At 45.1% G+C, this 21931-nt stretch carries 22 protein-coding genes and 1 other annotated feature; of the genes, 17 read left to right on the top strand and 5 right to left on the bottom strand.

The window, feature by feature from the left end:
* Positions 1–11: 11 nt before the first annotated feature.
* Positions 12–1904, top strand: a complete 1893-nt coding sequence (locus AC0VYE_RS07600) for a B12-binding domain-containing radical SAM protein (protein WP_475447057.1) — start codon at positions 12–14, stop codon at positions 1902–1904.
* A gap of 83 nt (positions 1905–1987) precedes the next feature.
* On the opposite strand, the gene AC0VYE_RS07605 is transcribed toward AC0VYE_RS07600, so the two are convergent.
* The 3 genes from AC0VYE_RS07605 to mnmL all read right to left on the bottom strand — a co-directional run bounded on the left by AC0VYE_RS07605 (position 1988) and on the right by mnmL (position 4640).
* Positions 1988–2968 (bottom strand): type I phosphomannose isomerase catalytic subunit, encoded by a 981-nt coding sequence (locus AC0VYE_RS07605; protein ID WP_076268019.1) that lies wholly within the window; start codon positions 2966–2968, stop codon positions 1988–1990.
* Between the two features lie 106 nt (positions 2969–3074).
* Positions 3075–3668, bottom strand: coding sequence for a tRNA 5-(aminomethyl)-2-thiouridylate-methyltransferase MnmM (mnmM, locus tag AC0VYE_RS07610; RefSeq protein WP_475447059.1), 594 nt, complete (start codon positions 3666–3668; stop codon positions 3075–3077).
* Between the two features lie 6 nt (positions 3669–3674).
* Positions 3675–4640: a tRNA modification radical SAM protein MnmL/YtqA gene (gene mnmL, locus AC0VYE_RS07615; protein WP_475447061.1), complete on the bottom strand. Its 966-nt coding sequence runs from the start codon at positions 4638–4640 to the stop codon at positions 3675–3677.
* Positions 4641–4922: 282 nt separating this feature from the next.
* On the opposite strand from mnmL, the gene AC0VYE_RS07620 reads away from it, so the two are divergent.
* Both AC0VYE_RS07620 and trmB read left to right on the top strand, forming a co-directional pair.
* A complete protein-coding gene (locus tag AC0VYE_RS07620) occupies positions 4923–5132 on the top strand; it encodes a hypothetical protein (protein WP_076268017.1) in 210 nt (69 codons plus the stop codon).
* A 153-nt stretch (positions 5133–5285) separates the two neighbouring features.
* The gene (trmB, locus tag AC0VYE_RS07625) at positions 5286–6053 is read left to right on the top strand and encodes a tRNA (guanosine(46)-N7)-methyltransferase TrmB (RefSeq protein WP_076268016.1); all 768 of its coding nucleotides are present in this window, start codon (positions 5286–5288) and stop codon (positions 6051–6053) included.
* Here trmB and AC0VYE_RS07630 read toward each other — a convergent pair.
* Positions 6050–6622, bottom strand: a complete 573-nt coding sequence (locus AC0VYE_RS07630) for a phosphatase PAP2 family protein (RefSeq protein WP_076268015.1) — start codon at positions 6620–6622, stop codon at positions 6050–6052. The genes trmB and AC0VYE_RS07630 overlap by 4 nt on opposite strands.
* A 705-nt stretch (positions 6623–7327) precedes the next feature.
* Here AC0VYE_RS07630 and AC0VYE_RS07635 point away from each other — a divergent pair.
* The 5 genes from AC0VYE_RS07635 to AC0VYE_RS07655 all read left to right on the top strand — a co-directional run bounded on the left by AC0VYE_RS07635 (position 7328) and on the right by AC0VYE_RS07655 (position 10562).
* Positions 7328–8566, top strand: coding sequence for a glycosyltransferase family 2 protein (locus tag AC0VYE_RS07635; RefSeq protein ID WP_076268014.1), 1239 nt, complete (start codon positions 7328–7330; stop codon positions 8564–8566).
* A 66-nt stretch (positions 8567–8632) separates the two neighbouring features.
* Positions 8633–8790, top strand: a sequence feature (ribosomal protein L20 leader region).
* Between the two features lie 56 nt (positions 8791–8846).
* Positions 8847–9344: a translation initiation factor IF-3 gene (infC, locus tag AC0VYE_RS07640; RefSeq protein ID WP_144376751.1), complete on the top strand. Its 498-nt coding sequence runs from the start codon at positions 8847–8849 to the stop codon at positions 9342–9344.
* 34 nt (positions 9345–9378) lie between these two features.
* Entirely contained in the window at positions 9379–9576 is a 198-nt protein-coding gene (rpmI, locus tag AC0VYE_RS07645) for a 50S ribosomal protein L35 (protein ID WP_076268012.1), read from the top strand.
* Positions 9577–9626: 50 nt separating this feature from the next.
* Positions 9627–9986, top strand: a complete 360-nt coding sequence (rplT, locus tag AC0VYE_RS07650) for a 50S ribosomal protein L20 (RefSeq protein ID WP_054028358.1) — start codon at positions 9627–9629, stop codon at positions 9984–9986.
* Positions 9987–10169: 183 nt separating this feature from the next.
* The gene (locus AC0VYE_RS07655) at positions 10170–10562 is read left to right on the top strand and encodes a hypothetical protein (protein WP_076268011.1); all 393 of its coding nucleotides are present in this window, start codon (positions 10170–10172) and stop codon (positions 10560–10562) included.
* Positions 10563–10576: 14 nt separating this feature from the next.
* On the opposite strand, the gene AC0VYE_RS07660 is transcribed toward AC0VYE_RS07655, so the two are convergent.
* Positions 10577–11077, bottom strand: coding sequence for a GNAT family N-acetyltransferase (locus AC0VYE_RS07660; RefSeq protein WP_083681944.1), 501 nt, complete (start codon positions 11075–11077; stop codon positions 10577–10579).
* Between the two features lie 514 nt (positions 11078–11591).
* Between AC0VYE_RS07660 and ilvB the strand changes: the two genes are divergently transcribed.
* From ilvB to AC0VYE_RS07705, 9 genes are all read left to right on the top strand, one after another.
* Entirely contained in the window at positions 11592–13337 is a 1746-nt protein-coding gene (gene ilvB / locus AC0VYE_RS07665; RefSeq protein WP_076268010.1) for a biosynthetic-type acetolactate synthase large subunit, read from the top strand.
* Positions 13334–13819, top strand: a complete 486-nt coding sequence (ilvN, locus tag AC0VYE_RS07670; RefSeq protein WP_076268009.1) for an acetolactate synthase small subunit — start codon at positions 13334–13336, stop codon at positions 13817–13819. Before ilvB ends, ilvN begins: the two co-directional genes overlap by 4 nt.
* A 123-nt stretch (positions 13820–13942) precedes the next feature.
* Positions 13943–14935, top strand: a complete 993-nt coding sequence (gene ilvC, locus AC0VYE_RS07675; RefSeq protein ID WP_076268008.1) for a ketol-acid reductoisomerase — start codon at positions 13943–13945, stop codon at positions 14933–14935.
* Positions 14936–15055: 120 nt separating this feature from the next.
* Entirely contained in the window at positions 15056–16600 is a 1545-nt protein-coding gene (locus AC0VYE_RS07680) for a 2-isopropylmalate synthase (protein ID WP_076268007.1), read from the top strand.
* 365 nt (positions 16601–16965) lie between these two features.
* Positions 16966–18045, top strand: coding sequence for a 3-isopropylmalate dehydrogenase (leuB, locus tag AC0VYE_RS07685; RefSeq protein WP_339207563.1), 1080 nt, complete (start codon positions 16966–16968; stop codon positions 18043–18045).
* Between the two features lie 144 nt (positions 18046–18189).
* Positions 18190–18738, top strand: a complete 549-nt coding sequence (locus AC0VYE_RS07690; RefSeq protein WP_076268005.1) for a peroxiredoxin — start codon at positions 18190–18192, stop codon at positions 18736–18738.
* Positions 18739–19090: 352 nt separating this feature from the next.
* Positions 19091–19507 carry a hypothetical protein gene (locus tag AC0VYE_RS07695; RefSeq protein WP_076268004.1) on the top strand — a complete coding sequence of 139 codons (417 nt, stop codon included), beginning with the start codon at positions 19091–19093 and terminating at the stop codon, positions 19505–19507.
* A 232-nt stretch (positions 19508–19739) separates the two neighbouring features.
* Positions 19740–20555 carry an RNA polymerase sigma factor SigI gene (gene sigI, locus AC0VYE_RS07700; protein WP_076268003.1) on the top strand — a complete coding sequence of 272 codons (816 nt, stop codon included), beginning with the start codon at positions 19740–19742 and terminating at the stop codon, positions 20553–20555.
* Positions 20552–21883 (top strand): anti-sigma factor domain-containing protein, encoded by a 1332-nt coding sequence (locus AC0VYE_RS07705; protein WP_475447066.1) that lies wholly within the window; start codon positions 20552–20554, stop codon positions 21881–21883. Before sigI ends, AC0VYE_RS07705 begins: the two co-directional genes overlap by 4 nt.
* Positions 21884–21931 lie beyond the last annotated feature (48 nt).

Consider the following 21931-nt stretch of genomic DNA (forward strand, 5'->3'; position numbering starts at 1 on the left):
GGTTATTACTTATGAAAGTGGTACTGTCCACATTAAATGCCAAGTTTATACACACATCACTGGCGCTGCGCTGTTTGAAGGCGTTTAGCGGCGATCGATTCGATATTGAAATTGCAGAGTACACCATCAAAGATCCAGTGATGAACATCGTGTCCGATATTTTTTCTAGAAAACCCGATGTAGTCGGATTCTCCTGCTACATTTGGAACATCGAGGAAACGATTACGGTTATTAATATGCTGCGCAAAATCATGCCTGAAATCAAAATTATTTTAGGCGGTCCAGAAGTCAGCTATGATATGGACTATTGGATGGAGCGTGTGCAAGAGGTTGATTTTATCGTGGTGGGCGAAGGCGAAGAGACCTTCCATCATTTGCTTACTGAGATTGAAGGCGATGGCAAATACCATATGGTATTTGGAATTACCTATCGGAAGCAGCGCGAGGATCGCGTCGAGGTGCTGATTAATCCGCCGCGTCCCAAGCTGAATCTGAATGAGCTGCCATCTCCGCATCGCTTTGAGGAGGATATTCCTCATTTGGGAAGCCGTGTCGTTTATTTTGAGACAAGCCGAGGCTGTCCGTTCAGCTGCCAGTTTTGCCTATCCAGTATCGAGGTTGGCGTTCGTTATTATGATATGGAGCGGACGAAAGCGGATATTTTGTATTTGATCGAAAAAGGCGCCAAGCTTATTAAATTCGTCGATCGAACATTTAACATTAAACGGGATTATGCGCTTGAAATTTTTGAGTTTTTGATCAAAAATCACCAGGGCTGTGTTTTTCAATTTGAAATAACAGCAGATATCATGAGACCTGAGGTGCTTGATTATTTGGCTGAAAATGCGCCTCCAGGCATATTCCGCTTTGAAATTGGCGTACAATCTACGAATGATCCAACAAATGAAGCGGTTCAGCGTCGTCAGAACTGGATGAAGCTGGTGCGTACCGTTATGAAAGTGAAAAATTCTCAAAAAATCGATCAGCATCTTGATTTGATTGCCGGTCTGCCGCTTGAGAACTATGATACGTTCCGCGGAACGTTTAATGATGTATTCGAGCTGCGTCCCGAGGAGCTGCAGCTAGGCTTTCTCAAAATGCTCCGCGGTACGGGTCTGCGCCGTGAAGCAGATAAATGGGGCTATATTTATATGGACAGATCGCCTTATGAAATGCTGGGCAATGATTTGATGCCATTTGGCGATATCGTACGCATTAAGCGGGTAGAGGATGTATTGGAGAAATATTGGAATGCGCACCGAATGGATCATACGCTGCTTTATTTGGTTGATCGTGTGTTTCCATCGCCATTCGACTTCTTCCAGGCGTTCGGCGATTTCTGGGAACGAAGCGGCTGGCAAAAGATCGGCCATCAGCTGGAGGATCTGTTCTCGCGGCTCTCGGCGTTTCTTGGATCGCTGCCTATCTCAGTGGAGAAGAACAGCGAGCTTGTGCCAGCACTGCAAGAGGATACGAAGAGAGTTTCCGCATCTCAAGAAGAGATACTCGCAATTGCAGGGGAACGCCTTGATAAGGACGTCGTGCTGGGGCTAATGAAATACGATTATTTCCTTAATCATAATTATAAGCCTCGCAAAATTTGGTGGGAGTTTACGATGGACAAGTCGCTGTGGAGCGGCTGGATGCGCCACTTAGCGGATCGCCCAGAGGATGTATCTCCTGAATTCGCAGCACTGCGATTTGGCGAGAAGGAGCTTCACAAACATGCGGTTATTGAGAAGCTGCCGTTTGATCTTGCAGCATTCCTTGCTACAGGAGAGGTTGATCGCGAACATCATACGCTGCTCGTTGTTCTGTATGCACTGGAAGCAGGCAGCAGCAAACCGAAGCCGCGTCCTTTCACTTTAAAGATTAAAGCTGGTCAAGAAGCGATGATTAAGTAGTCCTGATTGAAATGAAAAGAACCTCCAAACCCATGAAGCAAACGGGTTTGGAGGTTCTTTGTTATTAGTTTGAAAATATGAAATTAAACAGAAGCAGGTACAATACTGCGAAGTACAGTCATGCTGCCGGAAAGCTCATAGTCGCCAAGGTTAGCGGGAAGGAGGAAGCACTCGCCTGCTTTAACGGATTGCTCGCCATCTGCCCATTTTACTTGTCCCTCACCATCGGCAACTACAAGGATAACGAAGCTATCAAGCGATGTGGACAGCTTCCAAGGCGCGGCTACGATACCTTTCTCAACGATGAAGTAAGGAGAAGAAGCGATGGTCAGCCACTGGCCAGCTACTGCGCTGTCTGTTTTCATCCGCTCAGCGCCTGCGCCTTCATAGGCAATGACATTAAGGGAATCTTCAATATGAAGCTCGCGCAGCTGACCATCAAGCCCAAGGCGATTGTAGTCATGCAAGCGATAAGTAGTGTCGGAGTTTTGTTGAATCTCAGCTACAACAACGCCAGAGCAGAGAGCATGAACGGTTCCTGCAGGAATGTAAAAGGCATCTCCGGCTTCAACAGTCACTTCTTGTAGCGCGTCCATAATGCGGCCTTCAGTGATTGCTGCTTCCATCGCCGCACGGTCAATGCCGTCTTTTAGGCCATAGATGATTTTTGCGCCTGGCTTAGCGTCGAGGATGTACCACATTTCTGTTTTGCCAAGCTCGCCTTCAGGCAGCCCTTCGTACGCATCTGTAGGATGGACTTGAATGGATAGGTCATCATTGCAATCGAGCAGCTTGATAAGGAGCGGGAAACGTCCATTTTTCTCGGAAAAGCCTTGTGAGCCAAACCATACAGGTCCGTAAGTTTCACGAATTTGGTCAAGTCCAACGCCAGCAAGCTCGCCGTTCATTACTTTTGTAATGCCGTTAGGGTGATCACTGATCATCCAGCCTTCGCCAATTGAGCCTTCAGGCATTTCAAGGCCAAAACCTTCTAGTGCGCGTCCTCCCCAAATACGTTCTTTCATTTCCGCTTTAAATTGTAATGGATAAGGTTTTACTGTCATTATTTATCTCTCCCATATCGGTAGTATGTCGTTCTACTGCAGCTAAAAAATAACATTCAGAGCAATTGGCTTTAAAGAGCTGTAAGGTGAGCGCGTTGCAAAAAAATTAACGAGCAGTTGGACGCTTCTCGGCCGCTATAAGGTAAGGGGCCGTCTTGCGCTGGGTCTGCCTGTAACTAACGGTCTGCGCTAAGCTTTGAGGCAGCTGTGCTGCCCAAGACTCTACCGCGGCGGCTTCCTCAGCACCTCCAGGATGCCCTGGATACAATACGCAGGTCACGATACCTCCAGGACGAAGCAGCATGAGAGCTGCATCGAGCGCAGCCAGTGTTGTTGCAGGCTCGGTTATGATCGTGAGATCATCGCTTCCCGGCAAATAACCGAGATTGAACATTACGGCTGAGACTTGTCCGATAATAGAAGGATCAACAATCTCAGCCATACTTGCGTGATTGCTCAGCACAAGTTTAATATCGGGAAGCTTATTGTTATTTTGAAGGGAAGAAAGGCGCTCTTGCGTGCGATCAAGCGCCTCCTGCTGGATATCAAAGGCATATACCGTGCCGTTAGGTCCAACAAGCTCGGCAAGCGCAAGTGTATCTACACCACCGCCGGCAGTAGCATCAATGACAATGTCACCCGGTGAGGTACGCTCGTTGATCCATTTGTGAGCCATGCTTAGGACTGATAGAAACCCCATATTTCGCTAAACCTCCTGCTGCCATAGCTTGCCTTGCCACGTATTGCGGCGTTTCAACTCGTCGTCGAAGGCATTCAGCACTGACCATTTATTCATGCTCCACATCGGACCAATCAACAGGTCACGCGGCGCATCTCCCGTAAGGCGATGCACGATCATTTCTGGCGGGAGAAACTCAAGTGTATCAACAATCAATTTCACATATTCATCCTGCTCAAGAAATTGAAGCAGACCAGCCTCGTACTGACGTACCATCGGCGTCTTGCGCATGAGATGAAGCAAATGAATTTTAATGCCTTGCACGTCCATCTTGGCGACGGCGCGACCTGTATCTAGCATCATTTCATGCGTTTCCTGAGGAAGACCGTAAATGATATGCGCACATACGCGAATGCCGCGTTCCCGAAGACGCTTTACGGCATCGAGATAGCAGGCCGTATCATGTGCACGGTTAATGAGCTCTGAAGTAGATTCGTGCACGGTTTGAAGTCCCATCTCCACCCAAAGGTAGGTTCGTTCATTCAGCTCAGCCAAATAATCGACTACATCATCGGGCAAGCAATCAGGTCGTGTTGCAATGGACAAACCAACAACGCCAGGCTGCTGCAAAATGACTTCATAATATTCCCTTAGCTCTTCAACGGGCGCATACGTATTTGTATAAGCTTGGAAATACCCAATATACTGCGCATTTTGCCATTTTTGATGCTGACGGTCCCTTATTTTATTGAATTGTGTAACGAGGTCGTCCCGCCTGCTGCCCGCGAAATCACCGGAGCCGCGAGCGCTGCAAAATGTACAGCCGCCCTTCGCAATGGACCCGTCACGATTCGGGCAAGTGAAGCCGGCATCAAGCGTAACCTTGAATACCTTGCCTCCCAACTGCTCATGCATTTCGTAATTCCATGTATGAAATCGTTTATCGCCCCAAAGCAGTGGCTGCTGGTGTTGCGATGTTGATAATTTAATCATCGTTTTCCCCTTCATTCAAGACCTACACCATATATTTTAGCGAAAAACGAGTGGAAAAGCCACGTTTGTCATGCGAATAGATATTGAATGTTCGGAAAACGCTTTAATTGGAAATATTTTTTGAAATGGGTGTTTTTAGACTTGCGTAACCTTACATGAAGTGTTATATTAAAAGTGCGACAAAACAACAAATAAACCTAACATAGCCCATATGCACCTGCATTCATGAAACGTCGATTAAATGGAAATACTCTTACTAATAAATCGATGAGGTGATTAGAGATGAATAATGTAACCAAAATACCGCACGGCGACGATACTGTAACTGTTGAGCTAACTGTAAAAGAATTGATGGCGCTTACAGGCGTCCGCTTTCACAATAATCATGGTGTTGAAATTTCCGCTCGCAAGAAGTTGAATGAAGTATTAGTGGGAACATACGAGCGTGAGCAGAAAGAGAACGCTCCGATTCCGTATCAGCTTTTGCTGTAACGACTATACATCCAATGACATGATAAGCAAGCCGCATCGCCGATAATTGGCTGCGGCTTTTTTCTATCCTCTTTACATTGCTCAATTTCTTGGGCACAATAAGGACTAGTCTATTCGTTGCATCGTCTACGATAAATGGAGGAATCACTGCATATGCGTTTAAGAGGAAGAAAAGGTATTCGTGAAAGTTTAGAGGGTCAGCCGGAGCTAGTCGTGCTCGATGCTGCGCCGCACAAAGGCAAGTGGCGTGAGTTTTTTGGCAACGACCAGCCTATATATGTAGAGCTTGGCATGGGCAAGGGTCGTTTTATTAGTCAAATGAGCGCTCGCTACCCGCACATCAATTTTATTGGCGTTGACATGTATGATGAGCTTCTTCGCCGCGCAAGCGAGAAGGCACGCATCGTATGGGAGCAAAAAGGGGAGTCGCATCCGCCCAATCTTGCGCTGCTTCGCGCTAATATTGAAGGAATCGAGACGATGTTTGCTCCGGGTGAGCTTGAACGCGTCCATCTGAATTTTAGCGATCCATGGCCAAAGGCTAAGCATGCGCGCAGAAGACTAACGCATCCAAGACTTGTTGCCAAGTATATTGAACTGCTTAACGAGCGCGGCGAGATCCATTTTAAGACGGATTCACAATCTCTGTTTGAGTTTTCATTGAACAGCTTCGCGGAAATGGAGCTTATCATGCGCAATATTTCGCTTCATTTACACAAAGAAGGCCCTCGAGAGGACCTTGTGTTTACGGAATATGAGATGAAGTTTATGGAAAAAGGACAAAATATTTATCGAGTTGAAGCCGTTATCGGCTCCGAGGCTATTCGGAAGCATCGTGAAGCGAAACATGAGAAGTCGCTTAAAGAGGAAGCTGAGGCATCAGAATCCGTCTCGAATGATTCAGATGACGAGGATAATTAATTTAGTCCTACTGCAGACGATACCCAAGAATAATTGACTGCCAAAGCTGTTATCGTTCCGATCAGTGCGCCAGCTGCAACATCAGATGGGTAATGCAGCCCTAGATACATTCTTGACCATCCAACGGATAGTCCAATTATTAACGCAAGCGGCACCAGCAGAGTCATCCATATCCCGCTAGTCAGCAATATAGGGACTAGCCATGCGAAGATCGCTGTTGTGTGTCCGGATGGAAATGAAGAATCGACAAGCGGCTTATGACATGTATTTACATCAGGCAGCGCTTGATAAGGTCGAAGCCGTTTGAATTTACGCTTTACAATTGCTACTGGCAAGTGGCTTATGACGACCGCAGTCAAGCATTGCCACCCAGTAAGGCTCCAAGGAGCAGGTGCAAGTAGTGCATATAGAAGGGCGGTTGCGAGCGTAAAGGTTGCGCCGCCCATATGTGTGACCGTGCTTAACCATTTCCCCAGAATTCGATGTCTTTTTCTCCCTGAAGGTCTCCGGTTTGCCCAAATCAATAATCTTTGCTCACTCGTTTTCAGCCAGCCTATCATTCGTTCCATCGCTGTCATCCTCCTAACGGTGGCTTACTTCTATAACATTTATCAATTCCAGACTTAATTTTAGCATGTTTTTGTTCGCTGAGCGTAAACTATTTCTTGTCCCTATATTAAGGATAAGTAAGTATTATAGCACTAACTTGCTTTCCATGGGTGCTGCCTGATGCGAATGCGCTGTCATGCGTCTATCGGTATCCTATTTTCACTCCAAATACAGGGAATAAATATTGATTTCAAATTACTGTTTAATAATGTGCATTTGATGGTAAAACTGTAATGGACAAATTCCACGCGGTTATGACAGGGTCTGTCGAAACCGCAAAAGATGTCGGAACGGAACTTTCTCGTTCACTTGTTCGTCACATAGACCTATTTCGATTTAAGAAACATTTTCACACATTTTAACGTAAATAAGGACGTTAGTGCTAAAAACTTAGCAATTGGTTGAAAATAAGGCTGAGTCGTCGTAAAAGGAGGTAATGTATTCATCCGTGAGCAATGCAAGCGTTTTTCTGCCGAGATTAAGCGCAATGAAGACTAATTCAACTTTTGACAAAGAAGTTGTTTCTGTGGAGAATCAATTAAGGTCCGAGAGTGTTTGCAGAGAAACACTCATACAAAGAGAAAATATATAATAAAAAGCTTACGGCAGCCACGGGTGGATGCTGAAAAAAGCAAAAAAAATGGGGTCTAAAGGGGTAATGCCGCATGTTCAATACGATTATGTTTGTGGTTCAAATTCTATTTGCGTTGCTAGGTGTGTATCAGCTGTTTTTAACGTTTTTCGGATGGCGGCGTAAAAAAGAAGATCTTTCTCATGCACCGAAAAAAACATTCGCACTGCTGATAGCAGCTCATAACGAAGAGCAGGTTGTTGGCGCACTGATTGAAAACTTGCAAAAAATGAAATATCCACGGGAGCTTTATGATATTTTTGTAATTTGCGATAATTGCACCGATGGTACAGTCGATGTTGTAAATAGTTATGATGGAGTATATGCATGTGTTCGTGAAAATCCAAATCAACGCGGCAAGGGCTTTGCAGTTGAGTGGATGCTTAAAGAGTTGTGGGCTATGCCAAAGAGCTACGACGGCGTAGCGATCTTTGATGCCGATAACCTTGTAGCGACTGATTTCTTGCAGTACATGAACAATGACTTGAGCAATGGGTTCAGAGTTATTCAAGGCTACCTGGATACAAAAAATCCAAATGATTCTTGGGTCAGCTCAGCAAATGCAATCAACTACTGGTTCTGCAACCGGCTTTGGCAGCTTCCGCGTACAAATCTTGGCCTTGCCAACTTTCTAGGTGGAACAGGCATGTGCTTTGATTCAAAGCTGCTTCAGGAAATGGGCTGGGGAGCTACAAGCTTGGTTGAAGATTTAGAATTTACAGTCCGCTGCATTAAACGCGGAATTTATCCGAAGTTCAACTTTGAAGCAAAGGTGTTCGACGAGAAGCCGATTACGTTCCAAGCATCAGCTCGCCAAAGGCTTCGCTGGATGCAAGGACACTTTGATGTTACTCGGAAGCATATGCTTCCTCTGCTTTGGCAGGGAATCAAGGATCGCAGCATGACAAAGATTGATGCGGCCCTTTATGTGTTCAATGCTTATAATTATTTGGCTGGATTTTTTATTGCAGCGATCATTTGGGGAGACATCCTGCTCTCAGGCGGAGATAACGTCACCTCCGTGTACAACCTGCTTCCAATTTGGCTGAGCATTCCGTACATGGCATATATTTTTGTGCAAATACCTTTATCCATGTATATGGCTAAAGTTTCGTGGAAGCTATATTTGCGGATTCCGACCTTTCTATTGTTCACCTTGTCATGGTGGCCGATAACGGTGCATGCATTCTTCACGCAAAACAACAAAAAGTGGAGTCATACCCAGCATACACGCGTCATCCGTCTTGAAGAAGTTCAAAGCAAACAAGTTTAATCGCTTGTTGACAAGGCTTTGTAGGCCATGGTATAGTAACACGGTAACATTTACAACTAACTTAATACGCACAAGCAGAAGCACCCGCTTCTCACCTTTCGGCTCAGGCTGGCTGGTTCGCGATAATCGATTAGTCATTCCATCATTTCAACTGAAGTGATGCTCTGACATACATGTACGGTTATGAGATGCGGGTTCGAGCGAACCCGCATTTTTTTATTGCGTGGAGACATGAACAAACCATTTTTGGAGGTGGCACGTTATTAGCAGAGAACATCAAATCAATGATGAAATCCGGGCCAGAGAAGTGCGTTTAGTAGGCGCTGAAGGCGAGCAAATCGGTATTAAATCCATTCGCGATGCTATGCAGCTTGCTATCGAGCTGAATTTGGACCTGGTGAACGTCGCACCGACGGCTAAACCGCCGGTATGCCGCATCATGGACTACGGAAAATTCCGTTATGAGCAGCAGAAGAAAGAAAAAGAAGCACGCAAAAACCAAAAGATCGTTGATCTTAAAGAAGTTTGGTTCCGTGCTAACATTGATGAAAATGACTACCAAACGAAGTTTCGTAACGTTGTTAAGTTTCTCAATGAAGGCGATAAAGTGAAAGCATCCGTAAGATTCCGCGGTCGTGAGATTGCTCATGCATCTCTAGGCCAAAAGATTTTGGATCGTCTTTCAAAAGAGGTTGCCGAATTATGCAGCGTTGAGCGCGCTCCTAAGCTGGAAGGCCGGAGCATGATTATGATTTTGGCACCCAAAACCAACAGCTAACAACTGATGAAGAACTTTAAGGAGGATAACTGATATGCCTAAGATGAAAACTCACAGCAGTCTGAAAGACCGCTTTAAAATTACTGGAACTGGTAAAGTAAAACGTTACAAAGCTTACCGTAACCACTTGCTTTCACACAAATCCGGTCGTCAAAAACGCGTACTTGCTGGTCAACCGCTTATGGCTGCTGGCGATGTTCGTCGTTTGAAACAAGGCCTTGCTAACTTGTAATAATAAGCTACACCAAATAAGCTAATTCAACCTACAGGAGGTTTCCACTCATGGCAAGAGTTAAAGGCGGTTTTGTCCGCACTCGTCGTCGCAAAAGAATTCTAAAGCTAGCTAAAGGTTATTTCGGTTCGAAACATCGTCTGTTTAAAACAGCGAAGGAGCAAGTTGGTAAGTCCCTAATGTACGCTTACCGTGACCGTCGCAACAAAAAACGTGACATCCGCAGACTGTGGATCGTTCGTATTAACGCGGCAGCTCGTATTAACGGACTTTCGTACAACAAATTCATGCACGGCTTGAAACTTGCGGGCGTAGAAGTAAACCGCAAAATCCTTGCTGACCTTGCAGTTAACGATATGACTTCGTTCAACTCGCTTGCTGGCATTGCAAAAGAAAAAATTAACGCTTAGGCGTTGACCGCATATAAGGGCTGTCCAAGTCATCTAATCGATGATTTTTGGACAGCCTTTTTTACGTTTTTTTTGCGAAAATGAACCGACATGCGCACATTTATAGGAGCAGAGGACAAATAAACAGACGGATGCCACCCTCCGCGAATATGCTGTAGGACAACGGGAAGGGAGGGATTTCGCATGCGTAACGTTTCCAAGCAGCAAGTACGGAAACTGGTCGGCAAATCCATTTATGCAGTACGTCCTGACGGCTCTGTCGTCACTGGCAAGCTCGTTCGGGTACACCAAAATAAACTGATCGTCGCTCCACTTGAAAAAGACAAAGGCAAGCTCGTGCAGACGAAAGCAATTTTGCCTCTCGTATTGTTTGACCTTCTTGCCATCGGCACGCTTCCTTTATGGGGTGGCGGCTTTGGTGGTGGTTTTGGCGGTGGCTACGGTGGCGGCAACTGCTGCAACAACAACTTTAACCAATACGGCAATGGCAACTATGGAGGTTATGGCGGCAATGCTGGTTATAACGGCAATGCTGGCTATGGCGGTTATGGAAACCAGGGCTACAACGGTTTCTAATGGCAATTAAGTAATCATAGCGGGGTGAGCGGTTTAAGTAATTCGTAGCAGCGCAGCTCAGGATAGTATTGGACGGTATAGTAACCAAGCTTACTATAGAGTTGATGTGCTTTACCATTAACCTGATCGACAAACAGCCTGGCAACTTTGCAATTCTGCGTTTTGCCGTAAGCTTCGCTATGAGCTATTAATTTTCTGCCCCATTGTCTATTCCGGTGATCAGGATGCGTGACCATCATATCTAAATAAAGCACCTCACCCATCACTTCAAAATGGATGAAGGAGACTGGAGGGCTTTTTTTAGATAAGGATGCTACAAAAGTAACGCCGCGACGGAAACGCTTAGGGAGCTCTCGAATCGTTTGCGCATCATGCTGGTGTACCGTATGGGATAAGGGAATAAGCTCGTTGCGAATGAGGCGAACCACTTCGGCTTGGTCATACCTTGGCTCATAAATACGAATCATGCTCATCATTCCATTTCTACCGCGCCAAATGGATCTGGGACGCAGCATGAATTTGCCGCATTAGGGCTAAACTAGTATATGTAGCGCGCTAAAGGATTGCGCCGAATACATTTTACAACAAGAGTTGTTTATGGTTCTTGACGAACTGAGATTCACGGCATATAATAAGGAAAGTCTTATCTACCACGTACTGGTATTCGTACCATGTGGTAAATACAAAATCAGCATTGATGAGGACGAAGTGCTTAGGGCCCTTTTGAACAGAGAGCGGATGGATTAGCTGCAACCATCGCCAAAATCCCTTTTCTACGAGCTCACCTCGGAGCTGTTTTCTTGAAAAGCAACCATGTGTTGCCTATTAGGGGGAATCGCAGGGCAAGCGTTACAGTGCCATTGGTAGAACGTATATGCATGACGTTCTTACTTGTAGAGGTTATACATCGGGAGATGTGTAACGAATTTGGGTGGTACCACGGAAGATATACCTTTCGTCCCTCGTTGCTTCGTATTGAAGCATGAGGAACGAGAGGTTTTTTTGTTTTTTCTGAGAGGAGGATGACTGATGATAACGCAAGGTGCAACACTGAAGTCAAAAGAGGAAATGAAGGAAAGAATTTCGAAACCTGAGGTTATTTCTGGTTCGGAAATTTTGCTAAGAAGTCTATTGCTTGAGGGTGTAGATTGTGTGTTCGGCTATCCAGGTGGAGCAGTGTTGTACATTTATGACGCGATGCACGGAAACCCCGATTTCAATCATTTATTAACACGGCACGAGCAAGGCGCGATTCACGCAGCAGACGGTTACGCCCGCGCAAGCGGCAAAGTAGGCGTATGTATCGCTACATCAGGTCCTGGTGCAACAAACCTCGTGACGGGAATTGCAACTGCATATATGGATTCCGTACCACTAGTTGTTATTACCGGTAATGTCATCTCCAGTCTGATTGGCAGCGATGCATTCCAAGAGGCAGACATTACGGGTATCACAATGCCAATCACTAAACACAGCTACTTGGTTCGCGACGTTGAGGATTTGCCTCGTATTATTCACGAAGCATTCCATATTGCCAACACGGGGCGCAAAGGTCCAGTATTGATCGATATTCCGAAGGACATCTCAGCGGCTAAGACATTGTTCAAGCCAGTAACAGAAGTTAACATCCGTGGTTACAACCCGACAGTTACGCCTAACAAAAATCAAGTGGATAAGCTGATTAAGGCGATTGAACAAGCGGAGCGCCCGTTAATACTAGCAGGCGGCGGTGTCGTTTACTCTGGCGGACATGAAGAGCTGTTCGAATTCGTTACTAAAACGCAAATACCAATTACAACAACATTGCTTGGTTTGGGAGCTTTCCCAAGCGGCAATGATTTATTCCTAGGCATGCCAGGCATGCATGGCACATATACGGCTAATAAATCGATTCAAAGCGCAGACTTGCTAATTAATATTGGCGCTCGCTTCGATGACCGCGTAACCGGCAAGCTTGCGGGCTTTGCTCCACTGGCGAAAATCGTACACATCGATATCGATCCAGCGGAAATCGGCAAAAACGTACCAACAGACATCCCGATTGTCGGTGATGTAAAGACTGTGCTTGAGATTGTGAATAAGCTTGCGAAACGTGCAGACAAAGCGGATGATTGGCGTGCGAAGCTCAAAGCTTCATGTGCGGAATATCCGTTCAGCTATACCGATTCTGACGTTGAGCTTAAGCCGCAGTGGGTTGTTGAGCTGATCCATGAGACAACGAATGGCGATGCGATTGTAACAACTGACGTTGGTCAACATCAAATGTGGGCTGCACAGTATTACAAGTTCAACAAGCCTCGTTCATGGGTTACTTCCGGAGGGCTAGGTACGATGGGCTTCGGATTCCCTTCTGCTATCGGTGCTCAAATGGCGAATCCGGATCGCGTAGTCGTTTCCATTAATGGTGACGGCGGGATGCAAATGTGTGCGCAAGAGCTTGCAATTTGCGCAATTAACAACATTCCGGTTAAGGTAGTAATTATCAATAATCAGGTGCTTGGTATGGTAAGACAGTGGCAGGAGCTTATCTATGACAACCGCTACAGTCATATTGATCTCTCCGGCAGCCCAGACTTTGTTAAGCTGTCAGAAGCTTACGGAGTTAAAGGCTTCCGCGCAACGAACAAAGAAGAAGCGCGTGCCGCATGGGAAGAAGCATTACGCCATCCTGGTCCAGCTGTTGTTGAGTTCGTCGTTCGCAAAGAAGAGAACGTGTACCCAATGGTAGCGCAAGGAAGCACCATCGACGAAATGATCATGGGGGATGCGGAATGAAAAAACACACGATCGCAGTAATCGTTAACGATCAGCCCGGCGTTCTACAGCGCGTATCTGGTTTGTTCGGACGCCGCGGCTTCAACATTGAAAGCATAACGGTTGGTTCCAGTGAAGAAGCAGGCTTGTCGCGTATGGTCATCGTCACTTCTGGTGATGATCATACGCTCGAGCAAGTAACGAAACAGCTTTATAAGCTGATTGACGTTATTAAGGTCATTGATCTTAGCTCAAATCCGATGGTTGGCCGCGAGCTTGCACTCATTAAAGTGAATGCAGAGCCAGCATCTCGTCCGGAAATTTTAGGTGTTGTTGAAACTTTCCGCGCAGCGGTTGTGGACATTGGCACTCATTCGCTTATGGTACAAGTAGTAGGTGACACTGAAAAAATCGATGCTATGGTTGAACTGCTTAAACCGTATGGCATTCGTGAACTGTCGCGCACAGGAGTAACAGCATTAAACAGAGGCAATTCCAAGTAATAAGAGTTCATCATTCAACATCCCGCTTTGAGCGGGAGTTTAAGGGGAGAACCGCTGCTTAAGGGTCATTCTCTGCTTAAACACCCGCTCAAAAGGGTTAAACTAAAGGAGGCAATTATTAATATGGCAGTTACAATGTACTATGAAAAAGACGCTGATCAAGGCGTACTACAAGGTAAAACAATTGCAGTTATCGGTTACGGCAGCCAAGGTCACGCTCAAGCACAAAATCTTCGCGATAGCGGCTTGAAAGTTGTTATTGGTCTTCGTCCTGGTAAATCCGCAGACGTTGCTAAAAAAGATGGTTTCGAAGTACTTACTGTTGCTGAAGCAACTAAAGTGGCTGACGTTGTTCAAATTTTGCTTCCTGATGAAACACAAGCGAAAGTGTACAATGATGAAATCGCTCCTAACTTGAAAAAAGGCGCGGCTCTTATGTTCTCCCACGGCTTCAACATTCACTACGGACAAATCGTTCCAAACAAAGATACAGATGTATTCTTGGTAGCTCCAAAATCTCCTGGTCACATGGTTCGCCGTACGTACCAAGAAGGCTTTGGCGTTCCTGGACTTATCGCTATTGAGCAAGATGCTACTGGCAATGCTAAAGCTATCGGTCTTGCATATGCTAAAGGTATCGGCTGTACTCGTGCAGGCGTTATCGAAACTTCTTTCAAAGAAGAAACAGAAACAGATTTGTTCGGTGAGCAAGCCGTTCTTTGCGGTGGTGCTACTGCACTAGTTAAAGCTGGTTTTGAAACGCTTGTTGAAGCTGGCTACGCTCCAGAAATGGCTTACTTCGAGTGCTTGCACGAGCTTAAATTGATCGTTGATATGATGTATGAAGGCGGAATGGCGTCCATGCGCGATTCTATCTCCAACACAGCTGAATACGGCGATTATGTAACTGGTCCTCGCATTGTTACTGAAGAAACGAAAAAAGAAATGAAACGTGTATTGGAAGATATCCAATCCGGTCGTTTTGCTCGTGACTTCATCTTGGAAAACCAATCGAACCGTGCAATGCTTACAGCTACTCGCCGTAATGAAGCTGCTCACCCGATTGAAAAAACAGGCGCACAGCTTCGTGAATTGATGCACTGGATCAAGAAGTAATAAAAGATAGAATGTAGGAAAATATCCCGGTTCGCCGGATCGTTTGACGATGAGCACGTTGTATCGCCATGTGGTCCGAGCGCACCGGGATCATTTTGTTCACGGAGGTGCATTGCACAAATGCGGAAAATATATGTTTTCGATACAACGCTTCGTGACGGAGAGCAATCTCCTGGGGTTAACCTGAACACGAAGGAAAAGGTAGAGATTGCCCTTCAGCTTGAAAGGCTGGGAGTGGACCGCATGGAAGCTGGCTTCCCTGCTGCGTCTCCGGGAGACCTTGCTGCAGTTAATGCGGTAGCGCGAGCAGTTAAAAATGCTACAGTTATCGGACTCTCACGCTCGCGTGAGCAGGATATCGATGCTGTTCGTGAAGCGCTTATCGGCGCACAGGATCCGTGCATTCACGTATTTCTTGCTACAAGTCCAATTCACCGCAAGCACAAGCTGCGGATGGAGAAGGAGCAGGTGCTTGAAACGGCAGAGCGTGCCATTCGGTATGCAAAGCAATATTTTGACAAAGTTGAATTCTCAGCAGAGGATGCTGGACGTACAGAGCTGGACTTTCTGTGTCAGGTCGTTGAGATGGCCATTAAAGCGGGAGCAACGGTCGTAAACATTCCGGACACGGTCGGTTATATGAATCCGCAAGAATTCGGGAACATCTTTAAGGTGTTGAAGGAAAATGTGCCGAATATCGAAAAAATTCAGTTGAGCGCACATTGTCACAATGATCTCGGCATGGCGACTGCAAATTCGCTGGCAGCGATCTTGAATGGTGCAGATCAAGTTGAGGGTACGATCAATGGTATCGGGGAGCGCGCAGGTAACACAGCGATCGAAGAGATTGCAATGGCGCTTGCTACGCGCCCGGACTACTTCGGAGCTCAAACGACGCTGAACCTGAAAGAAATTGCCAAGACGAGCCGCCTTGTCAGCAAGCTGACGGGCATGGTCGTTCCAGGCAACAAAGCAATTGTTGGTGCCAATGCATTCGCGCATGAATCTGGTATTCATCAGGATGGCATGCTGAAAGAAAAAACGACGTATGAAATCATTTCACCGGATACGATCGGACTGAAGGAATCCAAGCTGGTGCTTGGCAAGCATTCGGGACGCCATGCGTTTCGTGAGAAGCTGATCGACCTAGGTTATGAGCTTGAGGACGAAGCGGTTAATGCTGCTTTTGCTAAATTTAAAGATTTGGCAGATCGCAAGAAAACCGTAAGTGATGAGGATATTCTTGCTCTGCTTGAAGAGAAGCTCATTGATACGCCGGAAGTATTCAAATTAGAGATGATCCAAGTAAGTTATGGCAATCAATCTACGCCAAGCGCATCCGTTCGGATTCGTAAAGCGGAGGGTGAGGTCATCGATGAAGCGGCAATCGGCAACGGTTCCGTAGACGCCATCTATAACGCGATCGACAAGGTGACACAGGAAGTCGTGGAGCTTGAAGATTATTCGATCAAATCCGTATCGCAAGGCAAGGATGCGCAAGGCGAGGTTCATGTTGTACTAAAGCAGGATGATGTTTCTGCTCAAGGACGTGGACTTAGCACGGACATTCTTGAAGCTAGCGCGCGAGCATACATCGATGCGCTTAACCGACTGATCGAGAAGCGCAAGACGCCAGGTCGCCGCGATAAGATGAGTCTAATCTAAAAAGAAAGCAGTTCGCCAGAGTTTAACCTTTGGGCGGACTGTTTTTTTTGTTCTTTAATAGATATAGCTTCAAAAAAGGGATAATCAATGACTCTATAGTTACAGCCTATAGAGTAAATAGATTTTATATCTTGGTAATCAACTCGTTTTTATGGTACAAATGATAATAGAATGAGAATGAATGTGTAGACTTGTATTTTTCAACAGGATTCGCCAAGCAAAACGCCTTTGGCGTCCTTTGGACGCTGAAGTAGCTATGACGGTGAAATATAAGCCCTTTATAAGCTAACAAACTTATAAATTCTTATATTTTTGAAAACGTTGAATGGACAAGTTTAACTCAAAACGAGGAGTGTTACATTATTATGTCAGAAGTTAAAAAAATTGCAGTTATTGCCGGCGACGGTATCGGCCCTGAGGTAGTTGGCGAAGCACTTAAAGTGCTCAAAAAAACAGAAGAGCTTTACGGCTACAAATTCGAAACAGAACACGGCTTGTTCGGCGGTATTGCAATTGACGAGAAAGGCACACCATTGCCGCAAGAAACACTTGACCTTTGCAAAGGTGCAGACGCGGTATTGCTTGGTGCAGTAGGCGGACCAAAATGGGATAATAACTCCAAGGAGCTTCGTCCAGAAACAGGCTTGCTCGGCATTCGCAAAGCACTTGGCCTTTTCTCAAACATTCGCCCAGCTACCGTATTCGATTGCTTGAAAGAAGCTTCAACTTTGAAGCCGGAAGTGCTTGAAGGCACGGATCTCATCGTTGTTCGTGAATTGACTGGCGGTATTTACTTTGGCGAGAAATTCCGTCGTGAAGGCGCTGGCGGCGAAGAAGCGGTTGATACATGCGTATACAACGTGCAAGAAATCGAGCGCATCGTTCGTCAAGCATTTGATATCGCTATGACTCGCGGCAAACGTCTTGCTTCTGTTGATAAAGCAAACGTACTAGAAACATCCCGCCTATGGCGTGAAGTAGTAAACCGGATTGCTCCTGAATACCCAGAGGTAGAGCTAGAGCACGTGCTTGTTGACAACTGTGCAATGCAATTGCTTCGCCGTCCTTCGAGCTTTGATGTCATCGTTACAGAAAATATGTTTGGCGACATCCTTAGTGATGAAGCTGCAATGCTGACTGGATCAATCGGAATGCTCTCATCTGCATCGCTTGGCGAAGGCAGCTTCGGCTTGTATGAGCCGGTACACGGCTCAGCACCTGACATCGCGGGTCAAGGCATCTCCAACCCAATTGCAACAATCCTTTCCGTAGCGCTTATGTTCCGCCTTACATTTGGTTACCACGAGGCTGCTGCAGCAATTGAAGCAGCGGTGAAAGAAGTTCTTGATGCAGGCCACCGTACAGGTGATATTGCCGTTGATAAGAGCACAGCAATTGGCACAACAGAAATGGGCGATTTGATCGTAGCTGCTCTAAGAAAATAGTATCCAGATTATAATTATTATAAATAAATATTAATTATAATATTGACTTGTTTATAAACTAGTGATACTATTTACTAGGTAAGTCACACAGACGAAGTGGCATAAACAATAAAATTTATGGATAGGTCAAGGAGGTTTTCTATTATGGCAGAGCGTTTGGTAGGCCGTCAGGCCCCTGATTTTTCAATGGAAACAGCAACAGGTGACGGTAAAGATTTCGGTACAGCATCACTTGCAGATTATAAAGGAAAATGGTTGGTATTGTTCTTCTACCCACTAGATTTCACATTCGTATGTCCAACTGAAATTACTGCACTAAGCATGGCTGCAGCTGAGTTCAAAAGCTTGAACACTGAAATTCTTGGTGTCAGCATTGATAGCAAACATAGTCACCGTGCATGGATCAACACGCCGGTTAACGATAATGGTCTAGGTCAACTAGAATTCCCTCTTGCTGCTGATATTACGAAAAGCGTAGCTCGTGACTACGGTGTATTGATTGAAGAAGAAGGTATCGCTCTTCGCGGTCTATTCATCATCAATCCAGAAGGCGAAGTACAATATCAAGTTGTTAACCACAACAACGTTGGCCGCAGCGTAGACGAAACTCTTCGCGTATTGCAAGCTTTGCAATCCGGTGGTCTTTGCCCAATCAACTGGAAACCAGGTCAACAAACTTTGGTATCGAAATAATATATTTCGAATAGCAGAATTAACAAAACCCGTGCCATTTAATGGTACGGGTTTTGTTTTTGTCTACATAACGATACGGATAATGTGGAGAGAAAGCAGGAATTTCGTCCATGCAGAGCGAATATGGTATACTTAGCAACAGATAATAAAAAATGATAGGTTTGTTAACGCAAACTTTAGATGATGGTTTTGAAGATAGGTTTGCTTACGCAAGCCTAAGATGATGCTTACGAAGATAGGTTTGTCTTCACAAACCTAAGTTGATGCTTACGAAGATAGGTTTGCTGCGCAAACCTAAGTTGATGCTTACGAAGATAGGTTTGCTGCGCAAACCTCTAAGGAGGAGTCGTCAATGAGTTTTTGCTGTGGAGCTAGTATGATTGGAACAAAAGGTACACTTAAGCATATTCGGACGCATATTCACAATGTGCCCATTATGTTTTGTCCTGTCTGTCACCGTGTAGATATTCATTATCTAATCGAAAATGAATATGAGATACTAGCCGAATATGCACATGGCGACGGTGCTGCTGAAGTTGATTTTCAGGAGTACGTAGAGCAAGAAGGCAAGGCGCTGCTTGAGAATTGCGTTAACCATGAGAATGAGGATCCAATGGATGTTGTCCACAGTCAAATCGATATGGCGCTTGATTTGCTAAGCTTTGCTAAGCAAATTGAGGATACGGAATGGCAGCTTGTTCTTAAGAAGCGTCTAGGGATGCTTAACAATAGAAGGAATAAGCTCCGTCAACGCCGTACTTCCGTTTAGTTTTTTAAACATGAATGGTGAGCCTCCTTCACGGGGGCTTTTCTTTATTTTAATCATATACAAATGTATCATTTTGTAATTTTATTAGTTTCGTTTGTTTCTCAATCAACGGTTTTTTGGCGATATAAAGGGCACTAAAGATGCTTTTAAATGTAAATTAAGATTTTCTCAGAATGTACCCCCCGAAACCGGGCAGACAGAAACGAATCATACTAATAGTGAGGTGGAGCGGTTGTTACTTGTTTTGTTCAAACGCTTTCTGCGGAAGTCTGTTTCTGCCAAAGCAGCAGAGGATGAGCAGAAGCTCACTCCAGAACAATGGGTTGCTCATATTCATGAAGGTGACGAGCTGCTGCGTGAGCAGTTCATAGCAGACTATAAGCCTTATATAATGAAAGTTACAAGTCGATTTTGTAAACGGTATATCGATCCGAGTCGAGATGATGAATTCAGCATAGCGCTGCTCGCTTTTAACGAAGCCATCAATCAGTTTTCCAGCAGTGCTGGAAAATCATTTCTCGGATTTGCTGAAACCGTCATTCGTCGTCGGCTTATTGACCATGTCCGGAAAGAACAGAGGCATTCTCAGGTTGTGCCTTACAGTATGTTCGACTCAGAGGATGAGGAGCAGCCTCAATATAATTCAGTCGAGACAAGACAAGCGATGACTGCATTTGAAATGAAGCGCACAGAGGACGAGAGAAGGCTTGAGATTACTGAGCTTAATCAAGAGCTTTTGCGATTTGGCATTTCCTTTGCAGAATTGGTAGACAATTCTCCCAAGCATACCGATTCAAGAAAGCTGTTGATTGGTATCGCGCAAACGCTCGTAAGTGAAACGGAATTATTAGATTCTTTAAGGCAAACGAATAAGCTGGCTGTAAAAGAGCTGACCGAAATGTGCGGCGTTTCCCGCAAAACGGTGGAAAGAAATCGGAAATATATTATTGCTATCGCACTTATTATTTCTGGAGCATACCCTTACATGCATGATTATTTACATATATCCGATGAGCGCATCATTGAGAATAAGGAGGCAAGCAAATGAAACGTGGAGTCGTTATGAGCATTCATAAGCAGTATGCAGTTGTGATGACGGCAGACGGTCAATTTTTGCAAGCCCCTATTCAGGGAACTACACAAATCGGAGAAGAAGTGACATTCGAAGAAGAGTTTAAGAAGCGCGTCATCCAGAGGCCGATTTATTGGTATGGGAGTGCTGCCGCCCTTATTTTGATTCTGTTTGTTCCACTTTTATTTTTCATGCAAAGAGATTCACAATCCGTAGTTGCTTACGTGAGCATGGATATTAATCCAAGCGTAGAGCTGGGCGTCGATGAAAACGAGAAAGTACGTGAGCTTCGCGCACTTAATGAAGATGGAGAAGTCATTATTAAAGGGCTCAAATACACAGGTATTCATGTGGAAGAGGTTGCTGCTTCTATTTTGAAGAGGGCTAAAGGCTCACATTATCTGGATACGCCAAACAAAGATATTTTTATTACGAGTGTTTTATTAGACGACAATTTTGCGAGTAAAGGCGATTTTGAGAATATTTTGACGGGAAAAGTCGATGAGAAACTGAAAATGCTGCTCACGCAGCTTGAGGCAGAAGCAGCAAGTGCTACAATTACAACGTTGTCGCTGCCTAATGAGGTGCGTGAGGAAGCAGCTATAAATGGTATTTCTTCAGGCAAGATGGCCGTATATTTAATGGCAAAGGATGAAGGCTACAGTATCGAATTGGAGCAATTGAAAAAGCAATCCATCGATCAGGCAACAGCGTCTATCGGCGGAGTGAAGACGATTGTTAGCAATGCGGGAGATACGAGCAAAGAAAAGCTCAAGAAGCTGGTAGCACTGGAAAAAGAGGATAAGGTTAAGCAGCAAAAGGAAGAAACAAAGACGAAACCGAAACCGATTAAACCGACTACGACTCCAACTGCAAACAAGCCTGTAAAAGTGGAAAAACCAACTAAGCCTGTCGTTAGCGGAGTAAATAAAGGCAATGCAACTAATAAGCCCAATAAAAACGGGACATGGGGCAATAAGCCGGTAATTACGCCAGGGAAACCAACTAAGCCAGTTCAGCCTACAATGCCGAGCGGCGGTAAAAACGATAATAAAGATGACGACAAAAATAATAACAATCATAATCATGATCGAAATAATAATGATGATGACAATGATCGAAATCGAGATCGCAAGGATAGAAATAATGATAGCAACAATAATCGCAATAATAACGTAAACAGTCCTCAAGGCAAGCAAGAAAATCATAATTGGAAAAATCGATATGATGATAAGAAAAATAAGGAATGGAAGCACGATTGGAATAGATGGTATAAAGGTCGGGGGAGCAACAATAATGATTAGACTTCCGATATAAAAATGAACAAATAGCAGGAAATGAATGCAGTAGGC

It is taken from the genome of Pristimantibacillus sp. Z349TD_6 (assembly GCF_056173205.1).